This window comes from Azospirillum argentinense, from assembly GCF_000632475.1.
Classification (GTDB): domain Bacteria; phylum Pseudomonadota; class Alphaproteobacteria; order Azospirillales; family Azospirillaceae; genus Azospirillum; species Azospirillum baldaniorum.
The window spans coordinates 817,501-843,510 of record NZ_CP007795.1 but is presented as its reverse complement, the minus strand read 5'-3'; the positions used below and the strand labels follow the sequence as shown (position 1 = coordinate 843,510).

At 69.7% G+C, this 26,010-nt stretch carries 15 protein-coding genes and 1 pseudogene; 1 reads left to right on the top strand and 15 read right to left on the bottom strand.

All coding sequences use genetic code 11. The annotated features are described in order from the left end of the window. Positions 1–154 precede the first annotated feature (154 nt). From ABAZ39_RS26100 to ABAZ39_RS26065, 8 genes and pseudogenes are all read right to left on the bottom strand, one after another. Entirely contained in the window at positions 155–847 is a 693-nt protein-coding gene (locus tag ABAZ39_RS26100) for a response regulator transcription factor (protein ID WP_063922725.1), read from the bottom strand. Next, positions 837–2,327, bottom strand: a complete 1,491-nt coding sequence (locus ABAZ39_RS26095) for a PAS domain-containing sensor histidine kinase (protein WP_040137323.1) — start codon at positions 2,325–2,327, stop codon at positions 837–839. Before ABAZ39_RS26095 ends, ABAZ39_RS26100 begins: the two co-directional genes overlap by 11 nt. Positions 2,328–2,504: 177 nt before the next feature. Then, positions 2,505–4,178, bottom strand: a complete 1,674-nt coding sequence (locus tag ABAZ39_RS26090; protein ID WP_040136951.1) for an FAD-dependent oxidoreductase — start codon at positions 4,176–4,178, stop codon at positions 2,505–2,507. A 228-nt stretch (positions 4,179–4,406) separates the two neighbouring features. After that, positions 4,407–5,888: an efflux transporter outer membrane subunit gene (locus tag ABAZ39_RS26085; RefSeq protein ID WP_051658558.1), complete on the bottom strand. Its 1,482-nt coding sequence runs from the start codon at positions 5,886–5,888 to the stop codon at positions 4,407–4,409. Positions 5,889–6,044: 156 nt separating this feature from the next. Beyond that, positions 6,045–9,307: pseudogene (locus ABAZ39_RS26080) on the bottom strand (efflux RND transporter permease subunit). Further along, the gene (locus ABAZ39_RS26075; protein ID WP_040136950.1) at positions 9,304–12,405 is read right to left on the bottom strand and encodes an MdtB/MuxB family multidrug efflux RND transporter permease subunit; all 3,102 of its coding nucleotides are present in this window, start codon (positions 12,403–12,405) and stop codon (positions 9,304–9,306) included. The pseudogene ABAZ39_RS26080 and the gene ABAZ39_RS26075 overlap by 4 nt, the downstream one beginning before the upstream one ends. A gap of 15 nt (positions 12,406–12,420) precedes the next feature. Beyond that, a complete protein-coding gene (locus ABAZ39_RS26070; protein ID WP_040137321.1) occupies positions 12,421–13,773 on the bottom strand; it encodes an MdtA/MuxA family multidrug efflux RND transporter periplasmic adaptor subunit in 1,353 nt (450 codons plus the stop codon). 356 nt (positions 13,774–14,129) lie between these two features. Beyond that, positions 14,130–15,308, bottom strand: coding sequence for a pyridoxal phosphate-dependent aminotransferase (locus tag ABAZ39_RS26065; RefSeq protein ID WP_040136948.1), 1,179 nt, complete (start codon positions 15,306–15,308; stop codon positions 14,130–14,132). Between the two features lie 281 nt (positions 15,309–15,589). Here ABAZ39_RS26065 and scpC point away from each other — a divergent pair, with 281 nt between their 5' ends. Beyond that, positions 15,590–17,083: a succinyl-CoA:acetate CoA-transferase ScpC gene (gene scpC, locus ABAZ39_RS26060; RefSeq protein WP_040136946.1), complete on the top strand. Its 1,494-nt coding sequence runs from the start codon at positions 15,590–15,592 to the stop codon at positions 17,081–17,083. A gap of 69 nt (positions 17,084–17,152) precedes the next feature. Here scpC and ABAZ39_RS26055 read toward each other — a convergent pair whose 3' ends face one another. From ABAZ39_RS26055 to ABAZ39_RS26025, 7 genes are all read right to left on the bottom strand, one after another. Next, a complete protein-coding gene (locus ABAZ39_RS26055; RefSeq protein ID WP_040136944.1) occupies positions 17,153–17,506 on the bottom strand; it encodes a hypothetical protein in 354 nt (117 codons plus the stop codon). A 117-nt stretch (positions 17,507–17,623) separates the two neighbouring features. Next, the gene (locus tag ABAZ39_RS26050; protein ID WP_040136942.1) at positions 17,624–19,327 is read right to left on the bottom strand and encodes a methyl-accepting chemotaxis protein; all 1,704 of its coding nucleotides are present in this window, start codon (positions 19,325–19,327) and stop codon (positions 17,624–17,626) included. 121 nt (positions 19,328–19,448) lie between these two features. Continuing rightward, on the bottom strand, positions 19,449–20,978 hold the full coding sequence (locus tag ABAZ39_RS26045; RefSeq protein WP_040136940.1) for an AMP-binding protein: 1,530 nt from the start codon (positions 20,976–20,978) through the stop codon (positions 19,449–19,451). A 55-nt stretch (positions 20,979–21,033) separates the two neighbouring features. Next, positions 21,034–22,803, bottom strand: coding sequence for an ABC transporter permease subunit (locus tag ABAZ39_RS26040; protein ID WP_040136938.1), 1,770 nt, complete (start codon positions 22,801–22,803; stop codon positions 21,034–21,036). Beyond that, positions 22,800–23,903 carry an ABC transporter ATP-binding protein gene (locus tag ABAZ39_RS26035; protein ID WP_040136936.1) on the bottom strand — a complete coding sequence of 368 codons (1,104 nt, stop codon included), beginning with the start codon at positions 23,901–23,903 and terminating at the stop codon, positions 22,800–22,802. The genes ABAZ39_RS26040 and ABAZ39_RS26035 overlap by 4 nt, the downstream gene beginning before the upstream one ends. Before the next feature lie 30 nt (positions 23,904–23,933). Then, positions 23,934–25,007 carry a polyamine ABC transporter substrate-binding protein gene (locus tag ABAZ39_RS26030; RefSeq protein WP_040136933.1) on the bottom strand — a complete coding sequence of 358 codons (1,074 nt, stop codon included), beginning with the start codon at positions 25,005–25,007 and terminating at the stop codon, positions 23,934–23,936. 123 nt (positions 25,008–25,130) lie between these two features. Continuing rightward, positions 25,131–25,901, bottom strand: coding sequence for an enoyl-CoA hydratase/isomerase family protein (locus tag ABAZ39_RS26025; RefSeq protein ID WP_040136931.1), 771 nt, complete (start codon positions 25,899–25,901; stop codon positions 25,131–25,133). Between the last annotated feature and the right edge of the window lie 109 nt (positions 25,902–26,010).

Below are 26,010 nucleotides of genomic sequence, written 5' to 3'. Positions count from 1 at the left end.
GCCTCCAGCATCGGAAATCACGCGGAATGACGCCCGTCGTGGGGCGTTACAGGGAAGATAGAAGCCGACCGGCGGTGCCGGAATACGGAGTTCCCCTTATCGGGCGTGGTTTTGATGTGGATCAGTTGCCGCCGGCGCCGCCCGGCGGCCCGAATCACTCCCCTTTTGGGGTGATCCCGGCGGACAGGGCCATGCGGACCAGCGAGGGCAGGCTGTCGGCGCGCATCTTCTCCATCACGCGGGCACGGTGGATCTCCACGGTGCGCGGGCTGATGGACAGCTCGAAGGCGATGACCTTGTTCGACTTGCCTTCGACCAGCCATTGCAGCACGTCGCGTTCCCGCGGCGTCAGGCTGGACAGCCGCTCCAGCACCTCTGGCGACACGGTGGGGGCGGCCGGGGCCGGAAGCGGCGCCTGGGCCGCCTGCGGGGCCGCGGGCGGAACGGCGCGGGCCAGGGCGGCCTTCACGCTGCCGATCAGGGCCTGCTCGTCGAAGGGCTTCTCAACGAAGTCGATGGCGCCGGCCTTCATGGCGCGCACCGCCAGGGGCACGTCGGCGTGCCCGGTCATGACGATCACCGGCAGGCCGCGCCCCTCCTGCACCAGCCGCTCCTGCACGTCGAGCCCGCTCATCTGCGGCATCCGCACGTCGACCAGCAGGCAGCCGGGGCGCGACGGCGCGTCCGATTCCAGGAAGGCGAGGGGGGACGCGAAGCTCTCGACCCGGAAGCCTTCGCATTCCAGCAGGATCACGACGGAATCGCGCACCGCCTCGTCGTCGTCCAGGACGAAGACCGTCATGTCCGACGGGGGAAGTTCGGGCGGCAATGGGGACTCAGGGCGCATCATCCTCTCCGGCAACCGGCACGGTGAAGGCAAAGGTGGCCCCTCCATCCCCCGGTTCCAACCACAGGCGGCCGCCATGGGCCTCGATGATCGACCGGCAGATCGACAGGCCGAGCCCCATCCCCTTCTCCTTGGTGGTCACGAAGGGCTGGAAGAGCTGGGCCAGGACGGTCTCGTTCAGGCCGGGGCCGGTGTCGCGGACGGTGACGCGCATCAGCGCCGCCGACTCCGGGTCGGGGCCGGTGGCGACCGTCAATTCCCGAATCCCCGACTCGGCCATCGCCTCGATGGCGTTGCGGACGAGGTTGAGGACGACCTGCTGGATCTGGATCTTGTCGATCAGCACCGGCCGCTCGTCGCCGCTCATCTCCAGCCGGACATGGACGCCGCGCTCCTTGGCGCCGACCAGGGCGAGGGCGCTGGCCTCCTCGACGACCTTGCCGATGCTTTCCACCGAGTGCTCGGTCTGGCCCTTCTCGATGAAGTTGCGCAGGCGGCGGATGATCTGGCCGGCGCGGGCGGCCTGGGCGGTGGCCTTGTCCATCGTCTCGCGCGCCTTGTCCGCCCCGTCCGGACGGTCGAGCAGGCGCTTCACCGCCTTGGCGTAGTTGATGACGGCCGTCAGCGGCTGGTTCAGCTCGTGCGCCAGGGTGGAGGCCATCTGGCCCATGGCGCTGACCCGGCTGACGTGCAGAAGCTCCGCCTGAAGCTCCTGAAGGCGCTTCTCGGTGGCCTGCCGCTCGGTCAGGTCGCGGATGAAGCCGGTGAAGCAGCGGTGCCCGGCCAACCGCACCTCGCCCACCGCCAGCTCCATGGGGAAGACCGAACCGTCGCGGCGCAGGCCGGAGACAACCCGCCCGATGCCGATGATCCGGCGCTCCCCGGTGGTCAGGTAATGGTCCATGTAGCGGTCGTGCTGCTCCCGGTAGGGGGAGGGCATCAGCATGCTGACGTTCCGTCCCGACACCTCGGCGGCGCTGTAGCCGAACAGCCGCTCCGCCGCTGGGCTGAAGGATTCGATCAGGCCGCGCTCGCTGATGACGATGATCGCCTCGGGCACGGTCTCCAGGATGGAGGTCAGGCGGGCCTCGCGCTCCCGCAGGGCGGTTTCGGCCCGCTTGCGCTCGCTGATGTCGCGGATGATGCCGATGTAGACCCCGCCGCCGCCGGCCTCCCGGCAGGCCTCGCCGACCGACAGTTCCATGGGGAAGGTGGTGCCGTCGCGGCGCAGGCCGGTGACCTCGCGCCCGATGCCGATGATCCGGCGCTCCCCGGTCCGGTGGTAGCGCTCCAGATAGCCGTCATGCTCCTCCCGGTAGGGTGGCGGCATCAGCATCTTGACGTTGTGGCCGATGACCTCCGCCGCCGTCCAGCCGAACAGCCGCTCGCAGGCCGGGTTGAAGGTCTGGATGCGCCCTTCGGCGTCGATGATGACGACTCCGTCCGGCACCGTGTCCAGCATGGCCTGAAAGCGCAGCATGAGGTCCGGATTTCCCGTCCCGATATCGTCCGCCATCCCCGTCCCCAACGTCTTTTGTCCCTCGAACCGTTCTTGGCTCCAGAGTAGTTGAGTTGATTTCTCGGTCAACCGGGATTGGGGTGGGGATTGGGGGTTGCGGGCGGGAAGATCGCTCCCCGCCCCTGCCGGACCGGCGATTCACGCCGCCTGCTGGCCCTCCAGCGTGACCGCGCGGTCGTGCTGAAGCTGGGCCGCCACCTCCTCGGCGAGGCGGAAGGCCAGCGCCACGAGGTTGATGGTCGGGTGGTCGCAACCCATGCTGGGGAAGACCGAGCTGCCGCCGATGTAGAGGTTGTGCATCCCATGCACCTTGCAGCGCGCGTCCACCACGCCCTGCTTCGGGTCGTCGTGCATGCGGGTGGTGCCCATATGGTGCCAGCACCAGGAGATGCGCTCCGCCCAGGCTCGTTCGGCGGCCTCCTGCGGGTCGGCCTCGGTCACCGTGATCAGGCCGTTGCGGGTCAGCTCCGTCCGCACCAGCTCGTTGGTGCGCAGGAAGTTGTCGCGATCCTGCTCGGTCAGGCGCCACACCGTGTCGGCCCGGTTGAGGCCCAGCGCGTCACGCTCCGCCGCCAGGGTCACGCGGCTGTCCGGGTTGGGCACCGGCTCGACGATGGTTTCCAGCAGGAAGCTGCGCGTCACCCAGGCCGGGTTCACCACATTGTCGAACAGCGCGTAGGCGAGGTTCGGCAGGTGCAGCGCGATCTGCGGCACCGCCTCGCGCAGTAGGGCGCGCAGGTCGCCCTCGGCGTGGCCGAACTTGCGGCGGTCGGACATCAGCATGCGCAGGTCGTGCAGCGCCCGCACCCCGGCGGTCGCCTCGCCATGGTACTGCGCCACCAGATAGCTGCGCGAGTTCATCAGCCCCAGCCGGCGCTGCGTCTCCACCGTCGGCGACAGGGAGGCGGAGACGGGCAGATGCTTGGCGTTCAGCCGGCGGCGCGACAGGGTCAGCGTCATGTCGTAGAGGCGGCGGTGCCGCGCCTGATCGGTCAGGCGGACCGAGCCAGCCTTGATGCGCGGGTGGTCGGTGAAGTAGCGGCCGACCAGATCGTGGCCGTTGCCCAGCCCGGCGCTCTGCACCCGGTTGGACAGCAGCAGCAGGCGGGCGTTCTCGATGCCGCCGCAGCACAGGACGAACTGCCGCGCGGTGACCGTGAAGCGGGCGCCGCTGAGCGCGGCGCAGCGCACCCGCTCGACCACCGTGGCGGAGTCGTTGGTCTCGAATTCGGTGACGTTGGCGTTCAGGTAGCAGGCGATGTTCGCGGCCTGGACGATCTCGTCGACGGAGGTCACGCCGACGCGCGGCTGGTCGCTGATCTGGGCGATCCGGTTCTCCAGCGCGCCGCCCTCGACCGGCAGCAGCTCGATCCCGTCCGGCGCCAGGGTCTGTTCCCAATGGCCGTTGTCATAAATGCTCGACGGCAGGTTCAGGTGGCTGTGGGCGCGGGCGTAATAGGGGGCCAGCATCTCCGGCCCGAAGGGCCAGCCGCTGTTCGGCACCCAGGGCCGCGCCTCCATGTCGATCGGCTCGAAGGGCCGGCAGAAGCCGCCCCAGCAGTTGGTGCTGCCGCCGAAATAGCGGCTGCGCGCGGTCGACAGCCGCTCGTAGGGCAGGCCGAGATTCTCGCCGGCGTAGAGCGACTGGGTGTGGCCGTCGGGGTCGAGCCCGCCGCTTTCCAGAAGGACGATCTTCCAGCGCGACCCGGCCAGCGCACGGGCTATGGCGAGCCCGGCGGCGCCGGCGCCGACGATGCAGAGGTCCGCGTCAAGGTTGGTGCCCGAGGACACCGAGCGAGCATCGAGGATCATGCTGCGCCTGCTTTTCTTTGGGGTTGAACGCACGGGACTCAGATAAATCCCAAGTTCCTGGTGCCGTTACTGAAATTGCGGGCTAGCCCGTCCAGTGGGATTGCCCCGGCACCACCCCCGTCGCCAGCATTCGCGCGGATTTTACCCGTTTCGTCAAAGGATTGGCCGCCCCTTCCCCGCACCCCTTCCGACGCGGAATCCAAAGGGGTAGCCCGGTCTTTTCCCGGATTAAAAATTCGGCGGAGTGCCCCCCAACGCCTGGAGGAGCGACACCGCGGCCAGCAGGCGGCTCTGCCGCACCGACAGGGCGCTTTCCTCGTCCGACAGGGCGGCGGTCTGGGCGGTCAGGACGCTGCTGTAGGGCAGGGTGCCGGCCCGGTACTGGTTCAGGGTCAGCCGCTCCGCCTCGCGCGCCAGCCGCACGGCGTCGTCCTGCACGGCGGCCTGCTGGGCCAGGATGCGCTGGGCGGCGAGCTGGTCCTCGACCTCCTGGAAGGCGGTCAGCACGGTCTGGCGGTACTGCGCCACGCTCTGGTCGAAGACGGCGCGGCGCAGCTCCACCTCGGCCGCTCGCGTGCCACCGTCGAACAGGGTCTGGGCGACCTGCGCCCCGACCGCCCAGATCGCCGTCGGCGCCTGGAGGAGCTTTGGCAGGATCGTCGCGCTGTTGGTAAGGGAGCCGGACAGCACCACGTCCGGGTACCAGGCCGACTCCGCGATGCCGATCTGGGCGTTGGCCTGGGCCATCTGCCGCTCCGCCGCCGCGATGTCCGGGCGGCGTTCCAGCAGGGCGGAGGGTACACCCGGCGGGATTGCCGGGACCGCGGCGGTCAGCGGCGCCGGTGCCAGCGCGAAGGCGGCGGGCGCCTGCCCGACCAGAACCGCCATGGCGTGCTCGAACTGGGCGCGCTGCACCCCCAGCGCCACGAGTTGCGACTCGGTGGAGCGGACCTGCGTTTCCGCGGTGAAGACGTCGGCCAGGGTCGCCGTGCCCACGGCGTGGCGGTTGCGGGCGATCTCCAGCGACTGGCGGTAGGCGGCGATGGCCCGCTCCAGCAGCGCCTTGCGCTCATCCGCCACGCGGAACTGGACGTAGGCGGTGGCGAGCTGCGCCTGCGCCGACAGGCGGGCGGCGGCAAGGTCGGCGGCGCTGGCCTGGAAATTGGCATCGTTGCTTTCCACAGAGCGGCGGATGCGGCCCCAGAGGTCCGGCGCCCAGCTCGCCCCCAGCCCGGCGTCGTAGGTGGTCACCGGGGTTCCGCCGCGGCTGACGCCGGTGCCGGAAACGCTGCGGTTGCCCGACCCGACGGTGCCGGCCCGGTCGGCCCCGCCACTGACCGACAACACGGGGAAGAAGGAGGAGCGGGCCTGATCGGACAGCGCCTTGGCCTGCCGGTAGGCGGCCTCCGTCGCCTTCAGGCTCTGGTTGTCGACCTCCACCCGGCGCATCAGCCCGTCCAGCACCGGATCGTTGAAGACGGTCCACCAGGGTCCGGGCTCCGCCTGTCCGGGGGCGGCGGGGCGCCAGCCGTCGTCGCGCGGGACGGGCGGCGCGAAGGCCACGGGGATGACGCCGCCCTCCTTGTAGGCCGGCGGCACGGCGGCGGAGGGCCGCTCGTAGTCCGGCCCCACCGCGCAGGCCGACAACAGCGTGAGGGCGCCGAACGCCGTGCCCAGAAGACGGGCGCGCCGCCCGATGATCGTCGTCATGTCAGGTCCATCCGCACGTCAATTTTCCTCTCCCCTCTGGGGAGAGGGGAGGGTGAGGGGGTTGCGCTTTTGCCGAACGCACCGCCACGCGCAACCCCCTCACCGGCCCTGCGGGCCACCCTCTCCCCAGAGGGGAGAGGGCTACGATAAGTGCCATCATGCCGCGACACCCGCCTCGGGGCGCCGCCAGCGCCGGCGGCACCACAGCCGGAAACGGTCGAGGTACAGGTAGGTGACCGGGGTCGTGTAGAGGGTCAGCATCTGGCTGACCACCAGACCGCCGACGATGGCGATGCCCAACGGCTGGCGCAGCTCCGCCCCGTCGCCGGAGCCGAGCGCCAGCGGCAGGGCGCCCAGCAGGGCGGCGACCGTGGTCATCATGATCGGGCGGAAGCGCAGCAGGCAGGCGCGGTGGATCGCGGTGCGCGGGTCCAGCCCCTCGCTCCGCTCCGCCTCCAGCGCCACGTCGATCATCATGATCGCGTTCTTCTTGACGATGCCGATCAGCAGGATCACCCCGATCAGCGCGATGATGCTCAGCTCCTTGTCCAGCGCCATCAGCGCGACCAGCGCCCCACCCCGGCGGAAGGCAGGGTGGACAGGATGGTCAGCGGGTGGATGTAGCTCTCGTAGAGCACGCCCAGCACGATGTAGACGGCCAGCAGCGCCGCCAGGATCAGCACCGGCTGGTCGCCGATCGACTGCTGGAACACCCGCGCGGTGCCCTGGAAGCTGCCCTGGATGGTCGTCGGCACGCCGATCTTATCCATGGTGTGGCGGATGACGGCCAGCCCCTCGCCCAGCGAGACTCCGGGGGCGAGGTTGAAGGAGAGGGTGGTGGCGACGAACGGCCCCTGGTGGTTCACCGACAGCGGCGTGTTCTCCAGCGCGACACGGGCGATCGCCGAGAGCGGCACCATCGTCTCCACCCCCGTGCTGAGCGCCGATCCGGTGGAGGCGGCGGTGCGGCCGGTGGTGGCGATCTGGTTGATGCGCTGGTTGCGCGCGGCCTCCGTGTCGGCGGTGGCGGCGCCGGCGATGGCGCTCGTCGCCTGCGTCCCGCTGACCGCGCCGCCGGATTTGCTGATGAGGATGTCCTTCATCATCTCCGGGTCCTCGCGGTACTGGGGGGCGACCTCCATGATGACGCGGTACTGGTTCAGCGGGTTGTAGATGGTCGAGGCGGAGCGCTGGCCGAAGGCGTCGTAGAGCGTGTTGTTGATCTGGTTGAAGGACAGGCCCAGCCGCGCCGCGGCGTCGCGGTCCACCGTCACCTCCAGCGCCAGCCCGCGCTGCTGCTGGTCGGAGTTCACCTCCGTCAGCTCCGGCACCTGCTGGAGCGCCTGGGTCAGGCGGGGCGCCCAGGTCTGCAACTCGTCCAGCGTGTCGCCCTGAAGCGTAAACTGGTAGTTGGCGTTGGCCTGCCGCGCGCCCGCCCGCAAATCCTGCATGACCGACAGGTACAGGTTGGCGCCGGGGACCTGGGTGAGCTGGGTGCGCAGCCGGGCGATCACCGCGTCGGCGGTGACGTCGCGTTGCGCCAGCGGCTTCAGCGACACGGCCATGAAGCCGCTGTTGGTCCGGCTGCCGCCGGTGTAGCCCACCACCGTGTCCACCGCCGGGTCGGCCTGCACCAGCGCGACGAACCGCTCCATCTTCTCCTTCATCAGCGTGAAGGAGGTGCTCTGGTCGGCCACGACGAAGCCGATCAGCCGTCCGGTGTCCTGCTGCGGGAAGAAGCCCTTGGGGATGATCGTGAAGAGATGGACGCTGAGCGCCACGGTCGCCGCGAAGACCACCATGGTCAGCAGGCTGTTGTCGAGCGCCGCCGTCAGCGTCCGGTCGTAGAGGCGCAGCGTGCCGCCGCCGATCCATGCCCCGACCCGGCGCAGAGCGGCCACAATGCGGCCCGGCTCCCTGGCCTTGCGCGGCTCACGCAGCAGGACGGCGCACATCATCGGCGTGGTGGTCAGGCTGATGACCATCGAGACCAGGATGGCGATGGACAGGGTCAGGGCGAACTCGCGGAACAGCCGCCCGACGATGCCGCCCATCAGCAGGATCGGGATGAAGACGGCGACCAGCGACACGCTCATCGACAGGACGGTGAAACCGACCTCCCGCGCACCGCGCAGCGCGGCCTGGGTGCGGGACATGCCGTTCTCGATGTGGCGGGCGATGTTCTCCAGCACGACGATGGCGTCGTCGACGACGAAGCCGGTGGCGATGGTCAGCGCCATCAGCGACAGGTTGTTCAGGCTGTAGCCGAGCAGATACATGGCGCCGAAGGTGGCGACCAGCGACACCGGCACCACCACGCTGGGGATCAACGCCGCCCGCGCGTTGCGCAGGAACAGGAACACCACCATCACCACCAGTCCGACGGCGATGATCAGCGTGTGCTCCACCTCGGCCAGCGAGGCGCGGATGGTCGTGGTGCGGTCGCTGGAAACCGACAGGTCGATGTCGGCGGGGATGGAGGCGCGCAGCTCCGGCAGCATGGCCTTCACCCGGTCCACCGTCTCGATGATGTTGGCCGCCGGCTGGCGGTTCAGCATCAGCAGGACCGACGGCTTGCCGTTGGTGATGCCGGCGTTGCGCAGATCCTCCACGCTGTCCGACACCTCGGCCACGTCGGACAGGCGGACGGCGGCCCCGTTGCGGTAGGCGATGACCAGCGACCGGTATTCCTCCGCCTTGCGGGCCTGATCGTTGGTGTAGATCTGGAAGCGCAGCTCCCCGTCCTCGACGGCGCCCTTGGGGGCGTTGGCGTTGGCCGACGCGATGGCGGCGCGCACGTCCTCCAGCCCGATGCCGTACTGGAACAGGGCGCGCGGGTTCAGCTCCACACGCACGGCGGGCAGCGAGCTGCCGCCGATGCTGACCTGCCCGATGCCCTCGACCTGCGACAGCTTCTGCTGGAGCACGGTCGCCGCGGAATCGTAGAGCTGCCCCTGGCTGAGCGTCGCCGAGGTCATGGTCAGGATCAGGATCGGGGCGTCGGCGGGGTTGACCTTGCGGTAGGTCGGATTGCTGCGCAGGCTGGACGGCAGGTCGGCGCGGGCGGCGTTGATGGCGGCCTGCACCTCCCGCCCCGCGCCGTCGATGTCGCGGTTCAGCCCGAACTGCAGCGTGATGCGCGTCGAGCCGGCGGAGCTGGAGGAGGTCATCTCCGTCACGTCGGCGATCTGCGCCAGATGCCGCTCCAGCGGCGTCGCGACGCTGGCCGCCATCGTCTCCGGGCTGGCGCCGGGCATCGAGGCGGTGACCGAGATGGTCGGGAAATCCACCTGCGGCAGCGGCGACACCGGCAGCCCGACGAAGCCCAGCGCCCCGGCCAGCGCCAGCCCGAGCGTCAGCAGGGTCGTCGCCACCGGCCGCCGGATGAAGGGCGCCGACAGGTTGGCCGCCCAGCTCATCGCGCGGCCCCTTCCGCCTGCCCGCCGGTACGCCCGCGCAGGCGCGCGGCCAGCCGATCGAAGGCCAGATAGATCACCGGCGTGGTGTAGAGGGTGAGAAGCTGGCTGAGGATCAGCCCGCCGACGATGGACACGCCCATCGGCTGGCGCAGCTCCGACCCCGTGCCGGAGCCGAGCATCAGCGGCAGGGCGCCGAGCAGCGCCGCCATCGTCGTCATCAGGATCGGCCGGAAGCGCAGCAGGCAGGCCTGATAGATGGCCTCGCGCGGCGGCTTGCCCTCCTCCCGCTCGGCGTCGAGCGCGAAGTCGATCATCATGATCGCGTTCTTCTTCACGATGCCGATGAGCAGGATGATGCCGATGATGGCGATGATGTCCAGGTCATGCCCGGCCAGCATCAGCGCGATCAGCGCCCCGACGCCTGCCGAGGGCAGGGTGGACAGAATCGTGATCGGGTGGATGTAGCTCTCGTAGAGAACGCCCAGCACGATGTACATCGTGACGATGGCCGCCAGGATCAGCAGGAGCTGGTTGCCCAGCGACGCCTGGAAGGCCAGGGCCGCGCCCTGGAAGCGGGTCAGCACGCTGGCCGGCAGGCCGAGGTCCTGCTCCGCCGCCTCGATGGCCTTGACCGCGGCGCCCAGCGACACCCCCGGCGCCAGGTTGAAGGAGACGGTGACCGCCGGAAACTGCCCGAAATGGTTGATCTGGAGCGGCGCGTTGCGCACCTCCATCCGCGCGAAGGCGGCCAGCGGCACCTGCCCGCCGCCCGCCGAGGGCAGATGGATGGAGGTGAGCAGCTGGTCCACCGTCATGCGGTCGGGGTCGGCCTCCAGGATCACGCGGAACTGGTTGGCCTGGGTGAAGATGGTGGAGACGATGCGCTGGCCGAAGGAGTCGTACAGCGCGTTGTCGATGGCCGCCGTGGTGACGCCGTAGCGCGCGGCGGTGTCGCGGTCGATGGTGATGGCGGCCGACAGCCCCTTCTCCTGAAGGTTGCTGGTGACGTCGGTGATCTCCGGCACCGCGGCCAGCCGGTCGATCAGCCTGGGCGCCCAGACGCGCAACTCCTCGGGGTTCGCGTCCTCGAGGACGAACTGGTACTGGGTGCGGCTGACCGTGGCGTCGATGGTCAGGTCCTGCACCGGCTGCATGAACAGCTCGATTCCGGGGACGGCGGCGGTGTTGTGGCGGATGCGGCGGATGATGTCGGCCACAGGATCCGTCCGCTGCTCCTTCGGCTTCAGATTGATGAGGAGGCGCCCGCTGTTCATGGTGGTGTTGGTGCCGTCCACCCCGATGAAGGAGGACAGGCTGACCACGTCGGGGTCCTTCAGCACCTCCACCGCCAGCGCCCGCTGCCGCTCCGCCATGGCGGCGTAGGAGACGGACTGGGTGGCCTCCGTCACGCCCAGGATCAGGCCGGTGTCCTGCGCCGGGAAGAAGCCCTTGGGGATGGCGGTGTAGAGCACCACCGTCAGCGCCAGCGTCCCGACGGCGACCAGCAGTGTCGTCCCCTGGCGGTCCAGCACCCAGCGCAGCGTGCGGGCGTAGCCGGCGATCACCGCGTCGAACCACGCCTCGCTGCGCCGCGCGATGGCGGACATCTCCCGCGGCTCGCGGTGGCGCAGCAGCTTGGCGCAGAGCATCGGCACCAGCGTCAGCGAGACGACGGCGGAGATCAGGATGGTGACGGCCAGCGTGATGGCGAACTCGCGGAACAGCCGGCCCACCACGTCGCCCATGAAGAGCAGCGGGATCAGCACCGCGATCAGCGAGACGGTCAGCGACACGATGGTGAAGCCGATCTGCTTCGACCCCTTCAGCGCGGCCTGGAGCGGCGGCTCGCCGCGCTCCACATGGCGGGCGATGTTCTCGATCATCACGATGGCGTCGTCGACGACGAAGCCGGTCGCGACGGTCAGCGCCATCAAGGACAGGTTGTTCAGGCTGAAGCCCGCCAGATACATCACCGCGAAGGTGCCGACCAGCGACAGCGGCACCGACAGGCTGGGGATGATCGTCGCCGGGATGTTGCGCAGGAACAGGAAGATCACCAGGACGACCAGCCCCATGGCCACCATCATCTCCATCTGCACGTCCTCGACGGAGGCGCGGATGGTCACGGTGCGGTCGGTCAGCACGGCGACGTCGACCGAGCCGGGCAGGGCGGCGGTCAGGTTGGGCAGCATCTCCTTCACCCGGTCCACCACCTCGATCACGTTGGCGCCGGGCTGGCGCTGGATGTTCAGGAGGATGGCCGGCGTGTCGTTCATCCAGGCGCCCAGCCGGGTGTTCTCGGCGCTGTCCAGCACCTCGGCCACGTCGGACAGGCGCACCGGGGCGCCGCTGCGATAGGCGACGACGAGGTCCTTGTACTCGTCGGCCCGGCGGAGCTGGTCGTTGGCGTTGATGGTGTAGTTGCGGGTCGGCCCGTCGATGGTGCCCTTGGGCGAGTTGACGTTGGCCGTGTTGATGGTGCTGCGCAGGTCGTCGATGTTCAGCCCGTAGGCGGCCAGCGCCTGGACGTTGGCGCGGATGCGCACCGCCGGCCGGTGCCCGCCGCTGAGGCTGACCAGACCGACACCGGGAAGCTGCGACAGCTTCTGCGCAAAGCGGCTGTCGGCGAGGTCCTGCACCTGGGTCAGCGGCAGTGTCTTCGACGTCAGGGCGAGCGTCAGGATCGGCGCGTCCGCCGGGTTGACCTTGGCGTAGATCGGCGGGGCGGGCAGGTCGGAGGGCAGCAGGTTTCCGGCGGCGTTGATGGCGGCCTGGACCTCCTGCTCCGCGATGTCGATGCTGAGCTCCAGACCGAACTGGAGCGTGATGACCGACGCCCCGGCGGCGCTGACCGAGGACATCTGGACCAGCCCCGGCATCTGGCCGAGCTGGCGCTCCAGCGGGGCGGTGACCGAGGAGGTCATCACCTCCGGGCTGGCCCCGGGGAAGAAGGTCTGGACCTGGATCGTCGGATATTCCACCGCCGGCAGCGCCGACAGCGGCAGGAAGCGGTAGGACACCGCCCCCACCAGCAGGATCGCCAGCATCAGCAGCGAGGTGGCGACCGGGCGGACGACGAAGGGATGGGAGATGTTCATGGGCGGGGAGGCGCGTTACGACGCGTTGCGCTGGGGACGGCGCTGCGGGCGCGGCCCTTCGCTGGACGGGGTGGGGGCGGCCGGCTGGGCCGCGCCGTCGGTCGCCGCGACCTTGGCGCCCTCGCGCAGCCGGTCGGCGCCCTGGATCACCACCGTCTCGCCGGGCTGCACGCCCTTGGTGATGACGGTCTTCGCCCCGTCGCTGGCGCCCAGCGTCACCGGGCGGACCGAGGCGGTGCTGTCCTCGCCGTTCACCACATAGACGTAGGTGCCGGGCGCCCCGCGCTGCACCGCCGCCACCGGGACCATCGGCACGCCGGCCAGCGTGTCCACCAGAAGCTGGACGTTGACGAACTGGTTGGGGAACAGCGACTGGTCGGCGTTGTCGAACTGGGCGCGCAGCTTGACCGTGCCGGTGGTCACGTCGATCTGGTTGTCCACCGTGGTCAGCGTGCCGGTCGCCAGCACGCGGTCGCGCGTCCGGTCGTAGGCGGTGACCGGCAGGTGCGCCCCGTCGCGTAGCCGTGCCATGATCGCCGGGATGTTGTCCTCCGGCAGGGTGAACAGGACGGAGATCGGCTGCACCTGGGTGATGACGACGAGGCCGCCGGCCTCGCCCACGGTGACGTAGTTGCCGGGATCGACCAGCCTCAACCCGGCGCGGCCCGACACGGGCGCGGTGATGCGGGTGTAGGACAGGTTCAACTTGGCGTTCTCCACCGCCACCTGATCGGCCTTCACGGTGCCTTCATACTGCTGCACCAGCGATTCCTGGGTGTCGCGCTGCTGCTTGGCGATGGAGTCCTGCTTGACCAGCAGGCGGTAGCGTTCCAGGTCCAGCCGAGCGTTCTTCAGCAGCGCCTGATCGCGCAGCAGCTGGGCTTCGGCCTGCTCGACGGCGAGCTGAAAGGGCCGCGGGTCCACCTCCGCCAGGAAGTCGCCCTTCTGCACCGCCTGCCCCTCGGTGAAGGCGACCTGGGTGAGCTGGCCGCCGACCTGCGGGCGCACCGTAACGGTGGCGAGCGAGGAGACGGTGCCGAGCCCGTTCAGCCGGATCGGCATGTCGCCCTTCTCCACCGTGGCGGTCACCACCGGCGAGGCGGTCGGCATGCCGGGCCGGAACCCGCCGGGGCCGCCACGGGCCGCCATTTCGGGCGCCGGGCGGAAGGCGAACCACCACACCCCGCCGCCGATCAGCGCCAGCACGACCAGCCAGGCCAGCACCCGGCCCAGAATCGAGCGGCGCTTGGGCGCGTCGGTCCGCTGGGCCTCGGGAGCCGTCCGGTCCCGGCGGGCCTCCGGCGCTGCCGTGGCGGGACTGTCCGACCCGGGCGCGGGCGGCGGTTTCAGGGGCGTGTCCAAATCCATCGGGTCCTTCATCGCCTGCGGGCGTCGTCCGGAAAGTCGCGTCGGGAGGGGTGCCGATGGCCCGGCCCTGATCCCGGCGGGACGCTATCACGGCGTCGCGCGCAGAATATGTCCAGAAGGGATTAGATTTGTAACGCTCGGTAACAGCGTCGAGGGGGCGTTTGAAGTCCCCTCTCCCCTCCGGGGAGAGGGTCAGGGTGAGGGGGGTGCGCTTTTGCCGGACGTGCCGGAAACGCGCAACCCCCTCACCGGCCCTGCGGGCCACCCTCTCCCCGCTTTCGGCGGACCGAAGGTCCGCCTGTCGCGTCAGCGCAAACTTCGTTTGCGCGTGAGCAGAGGGGAGAGGGCTATGTTACTCAGCCGCCAGACGCCAACCCCGTCACGAAGGCGGCGATGCGTCGGCAGGCCTCCGCCAGCTCCGCCTCGCTGACCGCGAAGGACAGGCGGACGCAGCCCGCTGCCGCCGGGCCGAAGGCGCCGGCGTCGAGGACCGACACGCCGGTTTCACGGAACAGCCGCCACGCAAACTCCATGGTCGGCAGGCCGGTGCCGCGCACGTCCACCAGCATGAACATGCCGGCCTCCGGCTTCAGGCAGCGCAGGCCGGGAACGGAGCCGAGCGCCTCCAGCGCGATGTCGCGGCGGCGGCGGTAGCCCTCGCGCATCGCCGCCACCGCCTCGTCGCCCTGCTCGACGGCGACCAGCGCCGCCTGCTGGACGAAGCCCGGCAGGCCGTAGAGCATGCACAGCGCCAGCGTGCCCATATGGGCGACCAGCGGCGCCGGGGCGACCACCCAGCCGGCGCGCCAGCCGGTCATGGCGTGCGACTTGGACAGGCTGTTGATGGTCACCGTGCGCTCCGCCATGCCGGGCAGGGAGGCGATGCTGATGTGCGGCCGGTCGAAGGTCAGGCTGGCGTAGACCTCGTCGGCGACCACCCACAAATCGTGGCGGCGGGCGAGGTCGGACACGGCCTCCAGCTCTTCCATCGACATGACGATGCCGGTGGGGTTGGCGGGGGTCGCCAGGAAGATGGCGCGGGTGCGCGGGGTGACCGCGGCGGCCAGCGCCGCCGGGTCCAGCCGCAGCGTCGCGGCGTCCGGGGCCACCGGGACCAGCGTGGCGCCCGACGCGCGGACACAGGCCTCGTAGGTCAGGTACATCGGCTCCGGCACCAGCACCTCGTCCCCCGCCTCGACGAGGCAGAGGGTGGCGTTGAACAGGCCGTTCTGCGCCCCGGCGCAGACGATGACATTCTCCGGCTCCACCGGCAGGCCGGTGCGGCGGGCGACGTCGCGGGCCAGCGCGGCGCGCAGTTCCGGACGGCCGGGAATCGGGGTGTAGTGGGTGTCGCCGGCGTGAAGGGCGGCGATGGCGGCGTCGCGCACCGGGGCGGGCGTGTCGAAATCCGGGTCGCCGACGCTCAGCACGATCACATCCTCGCCGCGGCCCTTGGCGGTCCAGGCGGCGAAATGGATGTCCCAGGCCGCGACGCGGTCGCCGCGGATGCGGTCGGTGAGGGAAGAGAAACGCATCGACGGAGGCTCCCTGACAGGCTTTCCCGTTGGCCGGACACGGGTCACGGCGGAAGCCCATCCATATGCCCCAGGGCAATGCCGGGGCACAACCGGGCGTTTGAGAAGCGGCGGCGCAAGGCGGCCATTCATGCCCATTAGGACACCCTGATATGACCGACCGGCAATTGCAGCGCTGCGAAAACGGGGCCTATGACGGACCTCAAAGAAAAGAATGAGTGAATCGTCCGCCGAACAATTTCAACAGGCAACAAACGCCCGAGAACGTGCAAAGGATAACCATGTACCGCGATCGTATTCGCCTGAAGTCCCTGTGGGGCAAGGTGGTGACGCCGGAAGAGGCGGCCCTGCTGATCCGTGACGGCATGACCATCGGCATGAGCGGCTTCACCCGCGCCGGGGATGCCAAGGCGGTGCCGTTGGCGCTGGCCGAGCGCGCCGCGACGGAGCGGCTGAAGGTCACGCTGATGACCGGCGCCTCGCTCGGCAACGACGTGGACCGCATCCTGACGGAGGCCGGGGTGCTGGCCCGCCGCCTGCCGTTCCAGGCCGACCCGGTGCTGCGCAAGGCGATCAACCGCGGCGAGGTGATGTTCGTCGACCAGCACCTGTCGGAGACGGTGGAGCTTCTGCGCTCCCGCCAGATGGGGCCTGTGGACGTGGCGGTGATCGAGGCCTGCGCGATCACCGAGACGGGTGGGATCGTCCCCACCACCTCCATCGGCAACTCGGCGACCTTCGCCATCCTGGCGGAGAAGATCATCGTCGAGCTGAACCTGACCCAGCCGCTCGACCTGGAGGGGATGCACGACGTCTACATTCCGACGCGCCGCCCCTTCCGCGAGCCGATCCCGGTGGTGACGGCGGAGAGCCGCGCCGGCCTGCCCTACATCCCCATCGCCCCGTCGAAGATCGCGGCCATCGTGGTGACCCGCAAGCAGGACAGCAGCGCCACCATCCTGCCGCCGGACGGCGAGACCCGGAACATCGCCGGGCACCTGATCGAATTCCTCGACCGCGAGGTTCGGCAGGGCCGGCTGGGTCGCTCGCTGAACCCGCTCCAGGCCGGGATCGGGACGATCGCCAACGCCGTGCTGCACGGCATGATCGACAGCCCGTTCCACGACCTGACCATGTACAGCGAGGTCCTGCAGGACAGCACCTTCGACTTGTTCGACGCCGGCAAGCTGACCTTCGCGTCGGGCTCCTCCATCACGCTGAGCGCCGGGAAATACGCGGAGGTCCTGCCGAGGATCGGCAGCTACAAGGGCCGGCTGCTGCTGCGCCCGCAGGAAATCTCCAACCACCCGGAGGTCATCCGGCGGCTGGGCGTGATCGGCATCAACACGGCGCTGGAGTGCGACATCTACGGCAACGTGAACTCGACCCACGTCAACGGCACGCAGATGATGAACGGCATCGGCGGCTCCGGCGACTTCGCCCGCAACGCCCACCTCGCCATCTTCGTCACCAAGTCGCTGGCGAAAGATGGGAGGATTTCCAGCATCGTGCCGATGGTCACCCACACCGACCACAACGAGCATGACGTGGATGTCCTGGTGACCGAGACCGGTCTGGCCGATCTGCGCGGCCTCGCCCCGCGCGAGCGGGCGGAGACGATCATCCGCAACTGCGTCCACCCCAGCTACCGCGAGCTGGCGCTGGATTATCACCGCCGGGCGCTGCAGCGCGGCGGCCACACGCCGCATCTGCTGGAGGAGGCCTTCTCCTGGCACCTGCGCTACCAGCAGACGGGGAGCATGCAGCCGGCCTGAGGTCCCGATGCCCTCCCCTGCGCAGCGGGGGAGGGTTGGGTGGGGGCCGCGAGGGCCTGTTGCCTCGGTTCAGGGGCAGACGGCCTCGACGATCCGGCACACGTCTCCGGCGGTCCGCGGGGTGAAGCGGGCGAGCAGCCCGCCGCGCAGCTCGGGCACGATCAGCGACACCGGCTGTTCGGCGGGTACCGTCAGGTCATGGTCGAGGTCGCAGACGCTGACGTAATCCAGCCCGGTCATGGCGACCAGGAGCGATTGCCGCCCCCGCTCGTCGACGGCGTGGGCGATGGCCTGCCCGTTGGCGGCAGCGTAGGCGGCGGCCTGATCCCGGGTGTAGCGGGACACCGGCAGCACCCGCAGCGACGGGTGGCTGCGCAGGACCGTGGCGATGAGGGCGTTGAGGCCGCTGGACAGGCTCGGCATGGGGTTCCAAAGGCTTCCGACTGTGGAGCGCCATGCTACCACGAATTCGGCCGTTGGGGGCGCCACCCCCGCGTGATGCGAAAATGGTCACGCGGGGGTCACGCTCTTGCGGAGATATCAGCCGGCGCGGACCCGCGCGATGAAGCCGTGGATCTCATCGCGCAGCAGGTCGGAGTCGCGGGACAGGCTGTTCGCGGCGTCCAGCACCTCCGCGGCGGCCTCGCGCACGTCGGTGGCCGACTGGCTGACGCCGCCGATGTTGCCCGAGACCAGCCGGGTGCCCTGGGCGGCCTGCTGGATGTTGCGGCCGATCTCGTGCGTGGCGGCGGTCTGCTCCTCAACGGCGGCGGCGATGGCGCCGGCGATGGCGTCCACGTCGGCGATGGTCCGGGCGATGTTGCGGATGGCCGTCACGGTGCCTTCGGTGATCGCCTGGATCTCGGTGATCTGGCTGGCGATCTCCTCGGTCGCCTGGGAGGTCTGGGTGGCCAGCGCCTTCACCTCGCCCGCCACCACGGCGAAGCCCTTGCCGGCCTCGCCCGCGCGGGCCGCCTCGATGGTGGCGTTCAGCGCCAGCAGGTTGGTCTGGCTCGCGATGTTCTGGATCAGGTTGACGACGTCACCGATCTTCTGGGCGGCGCTGGCCAGCCGCTCGACCAGCGCGTTGGTCCGTTCCCCTTCGGCCACGGCGTCGCGGGCGACCGTCGCAGCACCGTTGACCTGACGGCCGATCTCCCCGATGGAACTGCCCAGCTGTTCCGACGCCGCGGCGACCGTCGCGACGTTGGCCGACGCCTGCTCCGTCGCGGCGGCGACCGAGGAGGCCTGTTCCGTCGTCGTCTCGGCGGCGCCGGTCATCGTCTGCGCGTTGCTCTGAAGCTGGCGGGCGGCCTGCGAGACGGCCTGGACGACGCCCTGCACGTTGGCGTCGAACTGGTCGGCCAGGGCCAGCATGGCGGACCGGCGATCGGCCTCCATCTGGCGCTTCTGCGCGTCGCTCTCCTCCTGGAGGCGGCGCATGTCCAGGCCGTTGCTCTTGAAGACCTGGAGCGCGCGGGCGAGCAGGCCGACCTCGTCCGTGCGTTCAGTGCCCTGGATGGCCACGGTCAGGTCGCCGGCGGCGATGGAGGTCATCTCCGACGTCAGGCGGTGCAGCGGACGCACCACGAAGAACAGCAGGATGGAGCCGAGCAGGCCGAAGGCGAACAGCAGACCGGCGCCCGCGACCGTGTAGAGCCGCGTCATGACCTGCTGGGAGAGGGTGGTGGCGCGCCGCTCGGCCTCCCGCGTCTCGGCCATGCTCTGCTCCACCCGCTCGCCCAGCGCCGCGGTCAGCTTTTGCCGGACCGGGCGGCCGACGTCGATGGACACGCGGATGGCGCCGTCGGTGTCGAAGCCGCGGGCCAGCTGCACGGTGGTCTGGGCGACGCGCTCATACTCCCCGACGATCGACTTGATGGCCTGGATGCTCTCGCGTTCCGCCGGGTCGTCGTAGGCCTCGGCCAGCGTGTCGATGGCGGACAGGGCCTTGGCGATGTTGGTCGTGAGCTGCGCGTTGGCGGCGTCGATGGCTTCGCGGGACGAGGCGACGATGGCGTTCGCCTCGGTGTCCATGGCGTCGCCCAGCGCCGACTGCACGGCGATGGTCGCGCCGAGCCGGTCGGCGACCAGCTCGGTGATGCGGGCGGTGGAGCTTGTCAGATCGGAGATCGCGCTCCGGGCGGTCCAGACGAGGCTGGCGATGACGATCAGCAGGACGAGAACCGGAACGAGAATCTTGTGCAATAATTTGCGGTTCGAAAACCAGCGGTGCAGCGGCATGTCCAGGGCTTTCCAGTAAATCGGGCTCGATCGGGGGGACGGCGCGGGCGGCGCCAGGAGCCGGGTCCATAAAAAATTCCCCCGCAGCCTTGCGGCATGCGGGGGGAGGTGAGACGCGCCGTCAGCCGGCCAGCCGGTCCCAGCAGCCGTCTAAGGCGGGGGACAGCTTGTGCTTCATGATGCGCTGGCTGGGGGTGCGCTCGAACTCCTCGACCACCGCGATGTAGCGCGGATTCTGATAGGGAGCGAGCTGTTTTCCGAGCCAGCCGGACAGCGACGGGATGTCCAGGGTCGCCCCGGCCTTCGGCTTCACGAACAGCTTGATGTCCTGCTCGCCGACGTCGGCGGCGACGCCGATGATGGCGCAGTCCTCGACGGAGGGGTGGGTGGCCGCCACATGCTCGACCTCCCAGGCCGACACGTTCTCGCCCTTGCAGCGCACGCTGTCGGTCATCCGGCCGTGGAACAGCAGCGTCCCGCTGTCATCGAGCGAGCCGAGGTCGCCAGTGTGCAGGGCGCCGTCCTTGAGCGCGCGGGCCGTGGCCTCCGGGTTGCGGAAATAGCCGGCGAAGATGGCGCCGGGCCGGTCGGTGCGGACGACGATCTCGCCCCGCTCGCCCTTCGGCACCGGCTGGCCGGCGCCGTCCAGCAGCTCCACGCTGAACCACGGCATCGGACGGCCGACCGCGCCGACCACGCCCTCGTCGTTGCAGGTGGTGATGCTCGACGCCTCGGTCATGCCGTAGCATTCGCGGATCTGCACGCCGAACCGCTCTTCGAAGGGCGTCCAGGTCTCCTTGGGGCAGCCGCCGCCCCAGGCGATGCGCACGGGGTGGTCATGGTCGCGCGGCGAGACCGGCTGCTTCAGCAGGATTTGCAGGATGCCGCCCAGATAATGGATGTGGGTGGCCCCATACTCCCGCACGTGATCCCAGAAGCGGCTGGCGCTGAAGCGATCGACCATGGCGAGCGACACGCTGCGGATCAGCGGCATGACGATCATCTGCGCGCCGCCGATGTGGTACAGCGGCTCCCACACGAACAGCACGTCGCCGTCGCGTGCGGCGGAGACGCGGGCCACCGCCTCGCCGGCCAGCCGCATCATGCGGTGCGACACCAGCACGCCCTTGGGCCGCCCGGTGGTGCCGGAGGTGTACATGATGGCGAAGGTGTCGTCGGGGGCGGGCGGCGCCTCCTCGAAGGCGGCGTCGGACTCCAGCAGGGTCTCCAGCCGCAGAGCCGCAGCCGGGTCCCCCTGGACGATCAGCGGCGTGCCGGCGGGCACGGCGCCCGTCTCGGCGATCACCGGCAGGAACTCGGCCTCGGCGATGATGGCGCCGGGCTCCGAATGCTCCAGGATGTAGCGCAGGCCCTCGCCGCGCTGCTGGGCGTTGATCGGCACCCAGACCAGCCCGGCCTTGGCGAGGCCGAACAGGGTGGAGAGCACCAGCGGGCTGTTGCGCAGCATCAGCGCCACGCGATCGCCGGGCTTCAGCCCCAGCCGCCGCAGCTCCGCCGCCACGCCGTCGGACTGGCGGTCGAGCGTGGCGAAGCTCAGCGCCTCGCCGTTGAAGCGGGCGAACAGGCGGGCGTGTCCGGTCCGGGCCGCCTGCGTGAACAGGCGGACGAACCCTTCTTCGAAATCGGACATGATGCGTATCTCGAATGCGTTTGGTCGGTTGGTTACGGCCGAAAGGGGTTGCGGATCACCGCGCAGGACGGCGCAGCCATTCCGCCATCAGCAGCAGGGCCATCACGATCGCGAAGACCACGACGGACACGGCGGCCAGCGTCGGGTTCAACTGGAGGATCATGTCGTCCCACATCTGCTTCGGAAGCGTGGTCTTGACGCCGCCGCTGACGAAGATCGCCACGGTCAGCTCGTCGAAGGAGGTGATGAAGGCGAACAGGAAGGCCGCCACCAGACCGCCGCGGATCAGCGGCACGGTGACCAGCATCAGCGTCTTGAAGCGGTTCGCCCCCAGCGTCGCCGCCGCCTGGTCCAGCCGCCAGTCGTGCCCCTTGACCACCGCGGAGATGGCGACGAAGGCGAAGGGCAGGGCCAGCACCGTGTGGCCGATGATCAGGCCGAGGTCGGTGGCGACCAGCCCGATCTGGGCGAACAGGTAGAACAGCCCGACCGCGATGACGATGCGCGGCACGATCATCGGCGCCAGGAAGAAGGCGAAGATCGCCCCCCGCCAGCGCGAGGAGGAGCGGGCGAGCGCCAGCGCGGCCAGACCGGCCACGAGCGTCGCCAGGACCGCCGTGGCGAAGGCCACCGCGAAGGAGCGGATCGTCGCCGACACCCAGAGGTCGGAGTTGAAGTAGACGCGGAACCACTCCAGCCCGTAGCCCGGCGGCGGGAAGTCGAGGAAGGGGGAGGTGGTGAAGGCGATGGGAACGACGACCAGCGCCGGAGCGACCAGGAAGACGATCACCGCCGCGGAGTAGAGCGGCAGCAGCCGGTCCATCATCTTCGGCCCCAGCGCGCGCCCGACCGGTCCGCCCAGTGCCGACGACGCCTTGGCAAGCGCCGACAGGATTTTTATCCCGGCGCTGCGCAGGTGCCCTTGGCCGCCGCCGGTCCGCCCGGAGGTTTCTCCTGACAGGGAGGACAGGCCGAACAGCCGGTCGTAGACCCAGCAGGTGACCAGCGCCGCGACCAGCATGAAGGTGGCCAGCGCGCCGGCGAAGGCCCAGTTCAGCATCTCCTGGATCTGCGAGATGATGAGCTGCGCCAGCATGGTCTGCTGCGGCCCGCCGAGCAGCGCCGGCACGATGAAGAAGCCGAGCGAGGAGATGAAGGTCAGCAGCCCGGCCGCGGCCACGCCGGGCAGCGACAGCTGGAAATAGACCAGCCAGAAGGCGTTGGCCGGCGGCGCGCCCAGCGTTTCCGCCGCCTGGACCAGCCGGCGGTCGATGGTGGTCATCACCGGCAGCATGGTCAGCACGGCCAGCGGCAGCATGGCGTGGACCATGCCGGCCATCACGCCGAACTCGTTGTGCAGAAGCGGCAGAGGGGACATCCCCGTGCCGGACAGGATCTGGTTGATGACGCCGGTGCGCCCCAGGATGACCATCCAGGCGAAGGTCTTCACCAGATAGCTGGTCCAGAAGGGCACCATTACCGCCAGGATCGCCAGCCCGCGCTGGCGCTCCGGCAGTTGCGCCAGCCAGTAGGCCAGCGGATAGCCGAACAGGAGCGACAGCAGGGCGGTCAGCCCGGCGATGCGGAAGGTGCTCATCAGGACGCGGAAATAGACGTCCGTGGCGACGATGCGGGCGTAATGGTCGCCGGTCCAGACCGAGGTCTCCAGGTCCTGGACGCTGAGGCCGAGCAGCCGCAGCACCGGGAACAGGAAGAAGATGGCGAGGAAGGCGAGGCCCGGGGCGGCCAGCCACAGCGGGCCGAAGCGCAGCCGCCGCCGCGCCGCGGCGAAGGCGCCGTCATGGTTCAGGGTGGCGGCGCTCATGACACCAGCACCCCGGCGTCGGCGCGCCAGCGCACCGCGACCACCTCGCCCAGCCGCGGCGGGGCGGTGCCGCGGCGCAGCCGGACGGTGATCGTCTCCTCGCCGCCGAGCGACACCAGGACGCGGGTCTCGGAGCCGGCATAGACGGTGTCCACCACCTCGCCGCGCACCTCGTTGTCGCCGTCGCCGTCGATGTCGAGCTGCTCGGGACGGACGACCAGCGTGCCGTCCTGGCTGTCCGGCGTGTCGACGGACAGGCGGAAGCTGCCGTTGCCGGTGACCAGCATGGGCGCTCCGCTGCCGTCGCGCCGGACCTGCCCGCGGAAGATGTTCGAGACGCCGATGAAGTCGGCGGCAAACGCGGTCTTCGGGCGGGCGTAGATGTCGTGCGGGGTGCCGAGCTGCTCAATCCGGGCGTGGTTCATCAGGCAGATGCGGTCCGACATGGCCAGGGCTTCCTCCTGGTCATGGGTGACGTAGATGATCGTCGCGCCCGTTTCGCGGTGCAGGCGCTTGATCTCGTACTGCATATGCTCGCGCAGCTTCTTGTCCAAGGCGCCCAGCGGCTCGTCCATCAAAATGACCGAGGGCTGGTAGACGAAGCAGCGCGCCAAGGCGACGCGCTGCTGCTGCCCGCCGGACAGCTCCTTGGGGAAGCGCCCGGCGAGGTGGCCGAGATGGACCATCTCCAGGGCTTCCTTTACGCGCCGCGCCAGGTCCGCCGCGGCGACGCCGCGCATGCGCAGGGGAAAGCCGATGTTCTCCGCCACCGTCAGGTGCGGGAACAGAGCGTAGTGCTGGAAGACGAGGCCGATGTCCCGCTTGTGCACGGGAGTCCGGGTCTCATCCTGCCCATCGATCAGGATGCGCCCGCCGCTCGGCTCCACCAGCCCGCAGATCATCTGCAGAAGCGTGGTCTTGCCGGACCCCGACGGGCCGAGCAGCGTCAGGAACTCGCCCGCCGGGACTTCCAGGCGGGTGGGTTCCAGCGCCGTGATGGCGCCGTACCGTTTGGTCAGGCCGTCGACCAGCAGCTTCGGCGTGGCGGCGGCTCCGGCCTGGACCGGCGCTGTCCGCGCCTGTGCGAGCGGTGAGAGCATGGCGGCGGGTCTCCTTTCCGACAGGCGGGCTTAGCCGAGGATCCAGGCGTTGAAGCGCTCGTTCATCTTCGCCCGGTTGGCGCCCCACCAATCTTCCTTGGCGATGGTCATCACCTTCAGATTGTCTTCGAAGGTCGGCAGCGCCTGGGCGCGCTCCTTCGGGATGCTCTTGTAGGCGTCGAGGTTGGTCGGGCCGTAGGCCAGAACCTCAGTGAAGACGGCCTGACGGGACGGATCGGCGCAGAACTTGATGAACTGGCGGGCGGCGTCGGCGCGCGGGTTGCCGCGCGGGATGCCCCAGCCCTCGATCGAGTATAGCCCCTGGTTCCAGTTGATCTTCACCGGGGCGCCGCCGTCGATCACCGCCTGGGCGCGGGCGTTCCACAGGGCGATCATGTCGACCTCGCCGCTCTGGATGAGCTGGCTGGACTGGGCGCCGCCCGTCCACCACACGGCGACGTGCGGCTTGATGCGGTCGAGCGCCTTGAAGGCGCGGTCGACGTCGAGTGGGTAGAGCTTGTCGAGCGGCACGCCGTCGGCCAGCAGCGCCTGCTCCAGCGTGTCGATCGGGTTCTTGCGCAGCGAGCGGCGGCCGGGGAACTTCTCGACGTTCCAGAAATCGGCCCAGCTCTGCGGGGCGTTGGAGGCGAACTTGTCGGCGCGGTAGCCGAGGATGGTCGAATAGACGTCGGTGCCCATCCAATGGCTGGTCAGCGATTCCGGCATCAGGCCGGGCGCGTCCGCCGCGGTGAAGTTCAGCGGCTCCAGCAGGTTCTGCGTCATCAGGATGTCGCGGGCCGACAGGGTCAGGGTGCAGACGTCCCAGGTGTAGGACTTGGTCTCCACGATGGCCTTGAACTGGGCGGTCGGCTCCGCCTCGCGGGCGACGTTGACCACCTTGATGCCGGTGGCCTTCTCGAACGGGTCGTAGAAGGCCTTGCGGAAGGCCGGGCTGTAGGGGCCGCCCGGATCGGCGACGGTGATCTGCGTGGCGGCGAAGGTCGGACGCAGCAGCCCGGCGGGCAGGGTGGCGCCCAGCGCGACGCCGGCGGCCCCCTTCATCAGGCTGCGGCGGCCCATGGAGAAGCCGGAGGTCTTGCTCATGTGAAACTCCCTGTTCTGTGCGGCCGGGGCGTCTCTGTTGCCCCGGTGGAGGAGCGCCGCCATGGCGGCGCGGATGGGCGGATCGTTGCGCCCTTGGACTGGCTGTTGGACTGGGTGTCTGCTTTACGCGCGCTTCGCGGCGCGCTTGGCGAGGAACTCCTCCATCATCCGGGCCGGTTCGCCGGACGCGTAGGCCTCGCGCTGGATGCGCACGCCGGCGGCCAGCGCGTCGCGGAAGCCGGCCTCGGTCATCTCGCGGAAGCGCTGCTTGTCCAGGCGCATGGCGACCGGCGGCTTGGCGGCCAGCTCCTCGGCCAGGGCCAGCGATTCGGCCATGACGCGGTCCTGCGGGACGATGCGGTTGATCAGGCCGATGCGGTGGCTCTCCTCGGCGTCCATCAAACGGCCCGACAGCGTCAGGTCCATGGTGCGGGCCAGACCGATCATCTCCTTCATGATCCACGGGCCGGTGGTGCTGGCGATGCCCGAGTTGATCTCCGGCTGGCCCATGCGCACCCCGGCATGGCCGATGCGGAAGTCGCCGAGCAGGGCGACCTGGAAGGCGGAGCCGGCGGCGACGCCGTTCAGCGCGATGATCAGCGGCTTCGACAGGGTGCGCATGCGGTGGTAGAGGCGCTCCCACTCCGCCACCCACTCCTCGGCGCGGTCGGCGTCGAAGGTCTTGGTCTCGTTCAGGTCCTGTCCGGCGCCGAAGGCACGGTCCCCGGCCCCGGTGAGGATGATCGCGCGCACGCCGTCCTGGTTCTCGAACTGGTCGAAGGCGACGACCAACTCGTCGCGCATCGCGGCGTTCCAGGCGTTCAGGATCTCCGGGCGGTTCAGCGTGATGATGCCGACCGGGCCGCGGACCTCGGTGAGGATGAATTTGAACACGGGACCACTCCTGTATGCGGGGCGTTTCGCGCGCCTTGCGGATGTTCCGGCGCCCGTCGGGGCGGCGCGTCGTATTGCAATACGATACTTGGTATTGAATAGCTTGGCT

Coding starts and splice junctions, on each gene's coding strand:
- ABAZ39_RS26100 (WP_063922725.1), bottom strand. CDS start 847: ATGCGCCCTGAGTCCCCATTGCCGCCCGAACTTCCCCCGTCGGACATG.
- ABAZ39_RS26095 (WP_040137323.1), bottom strand. CDS start 2,327: ATGCTGCGCTTTCAGGCCATGCTGGACACGGTGCCGGACGGAGTCGTC.
- ABAZ39_RS26090 (WP_040136951.1), bottom strand. CDS start 4,178: ATGATCCTCGATGCTCGCTCGGTGTCCTCGGGCACCAACCTTGACGCG.
- ABAZ39_RS26085 (WP_051658558.1), bottom strand. CDS start 5,888: ATGACGACGATCATCGGGCGGCGCGCCCGTCTTCTGGGCACGGCGTTC.
- ABAZ39_RS26075 (WP_040136950.1), bottom strand. CDS start 12,405: ATGAACATCTCCCATCCCTTCGTCGTCCGCCCGGTCGCCACCTCGCTG.
- ABAZ39_RS26070 (WP_040137321.1), bottom strand. CDS start 13,773: ATGGATTTGGACACGCCCCTGAAACCGCCGCCCGCGCCCGGGTCGGAC.
- ABAZ39_RS26065 (WP_040136948.1), bottom strand. CDS start 15,308: ATGCGTTTCTCTTCCCTCACCGACCGCATCCGCGGCGACCGCGTCGCG.
- scpC (WP_040136946.1), top strand. CDS start 15,590: ATGTACCGCGATCGTATTCGCCTGAAGTCCCTGTGGGGCAAGGTGGTG.
- ABAZ39_RS26055 (WP_040136944.1), bottom strand. CDS start 17,506: ATGCCGAGCCTGTCCAGCGGCCTCAACGCCCTCATCGCCACGGTCCTG.
- ABAZ39_RS26050 (WP_040136942.1), bottom strand. CDS start 19,327: ATGCCGCTGCACCGCTGGTTTTCGAACCGCAAATTATTGCACAAGATT.
- ABAZ39_RS26045 (WP_040136940.1), bottom strand. CDS start 20,978: ATGTCCGATTTCGAAGAAGGGTTCGTCCGCCTGTTCACGCAGGCGGCC.
- ABAZ39_RS26040 (WP_040136938.1), bottom strand. CDS start 22,803: ATGAGCGCCGCCACCCTGAACCATGACGGCGCCTTCGCCGCGGCGCGG.
- ABAZ39_RS26035 (WP_040136936.1), bottom strand. CDS start 23,903: ATGCTCTCACCGCTCGCACAGGCGCGGACAGCGCCGGTCCAGGCCGGA.
- ABAZ39_RS26030 (WP_040136933.1), bottom strand. CDS start 25,007: ATGAGCAAGACCTCCGGCTTCTCCATGGGCCGCCGCAGCCTGATGAAG.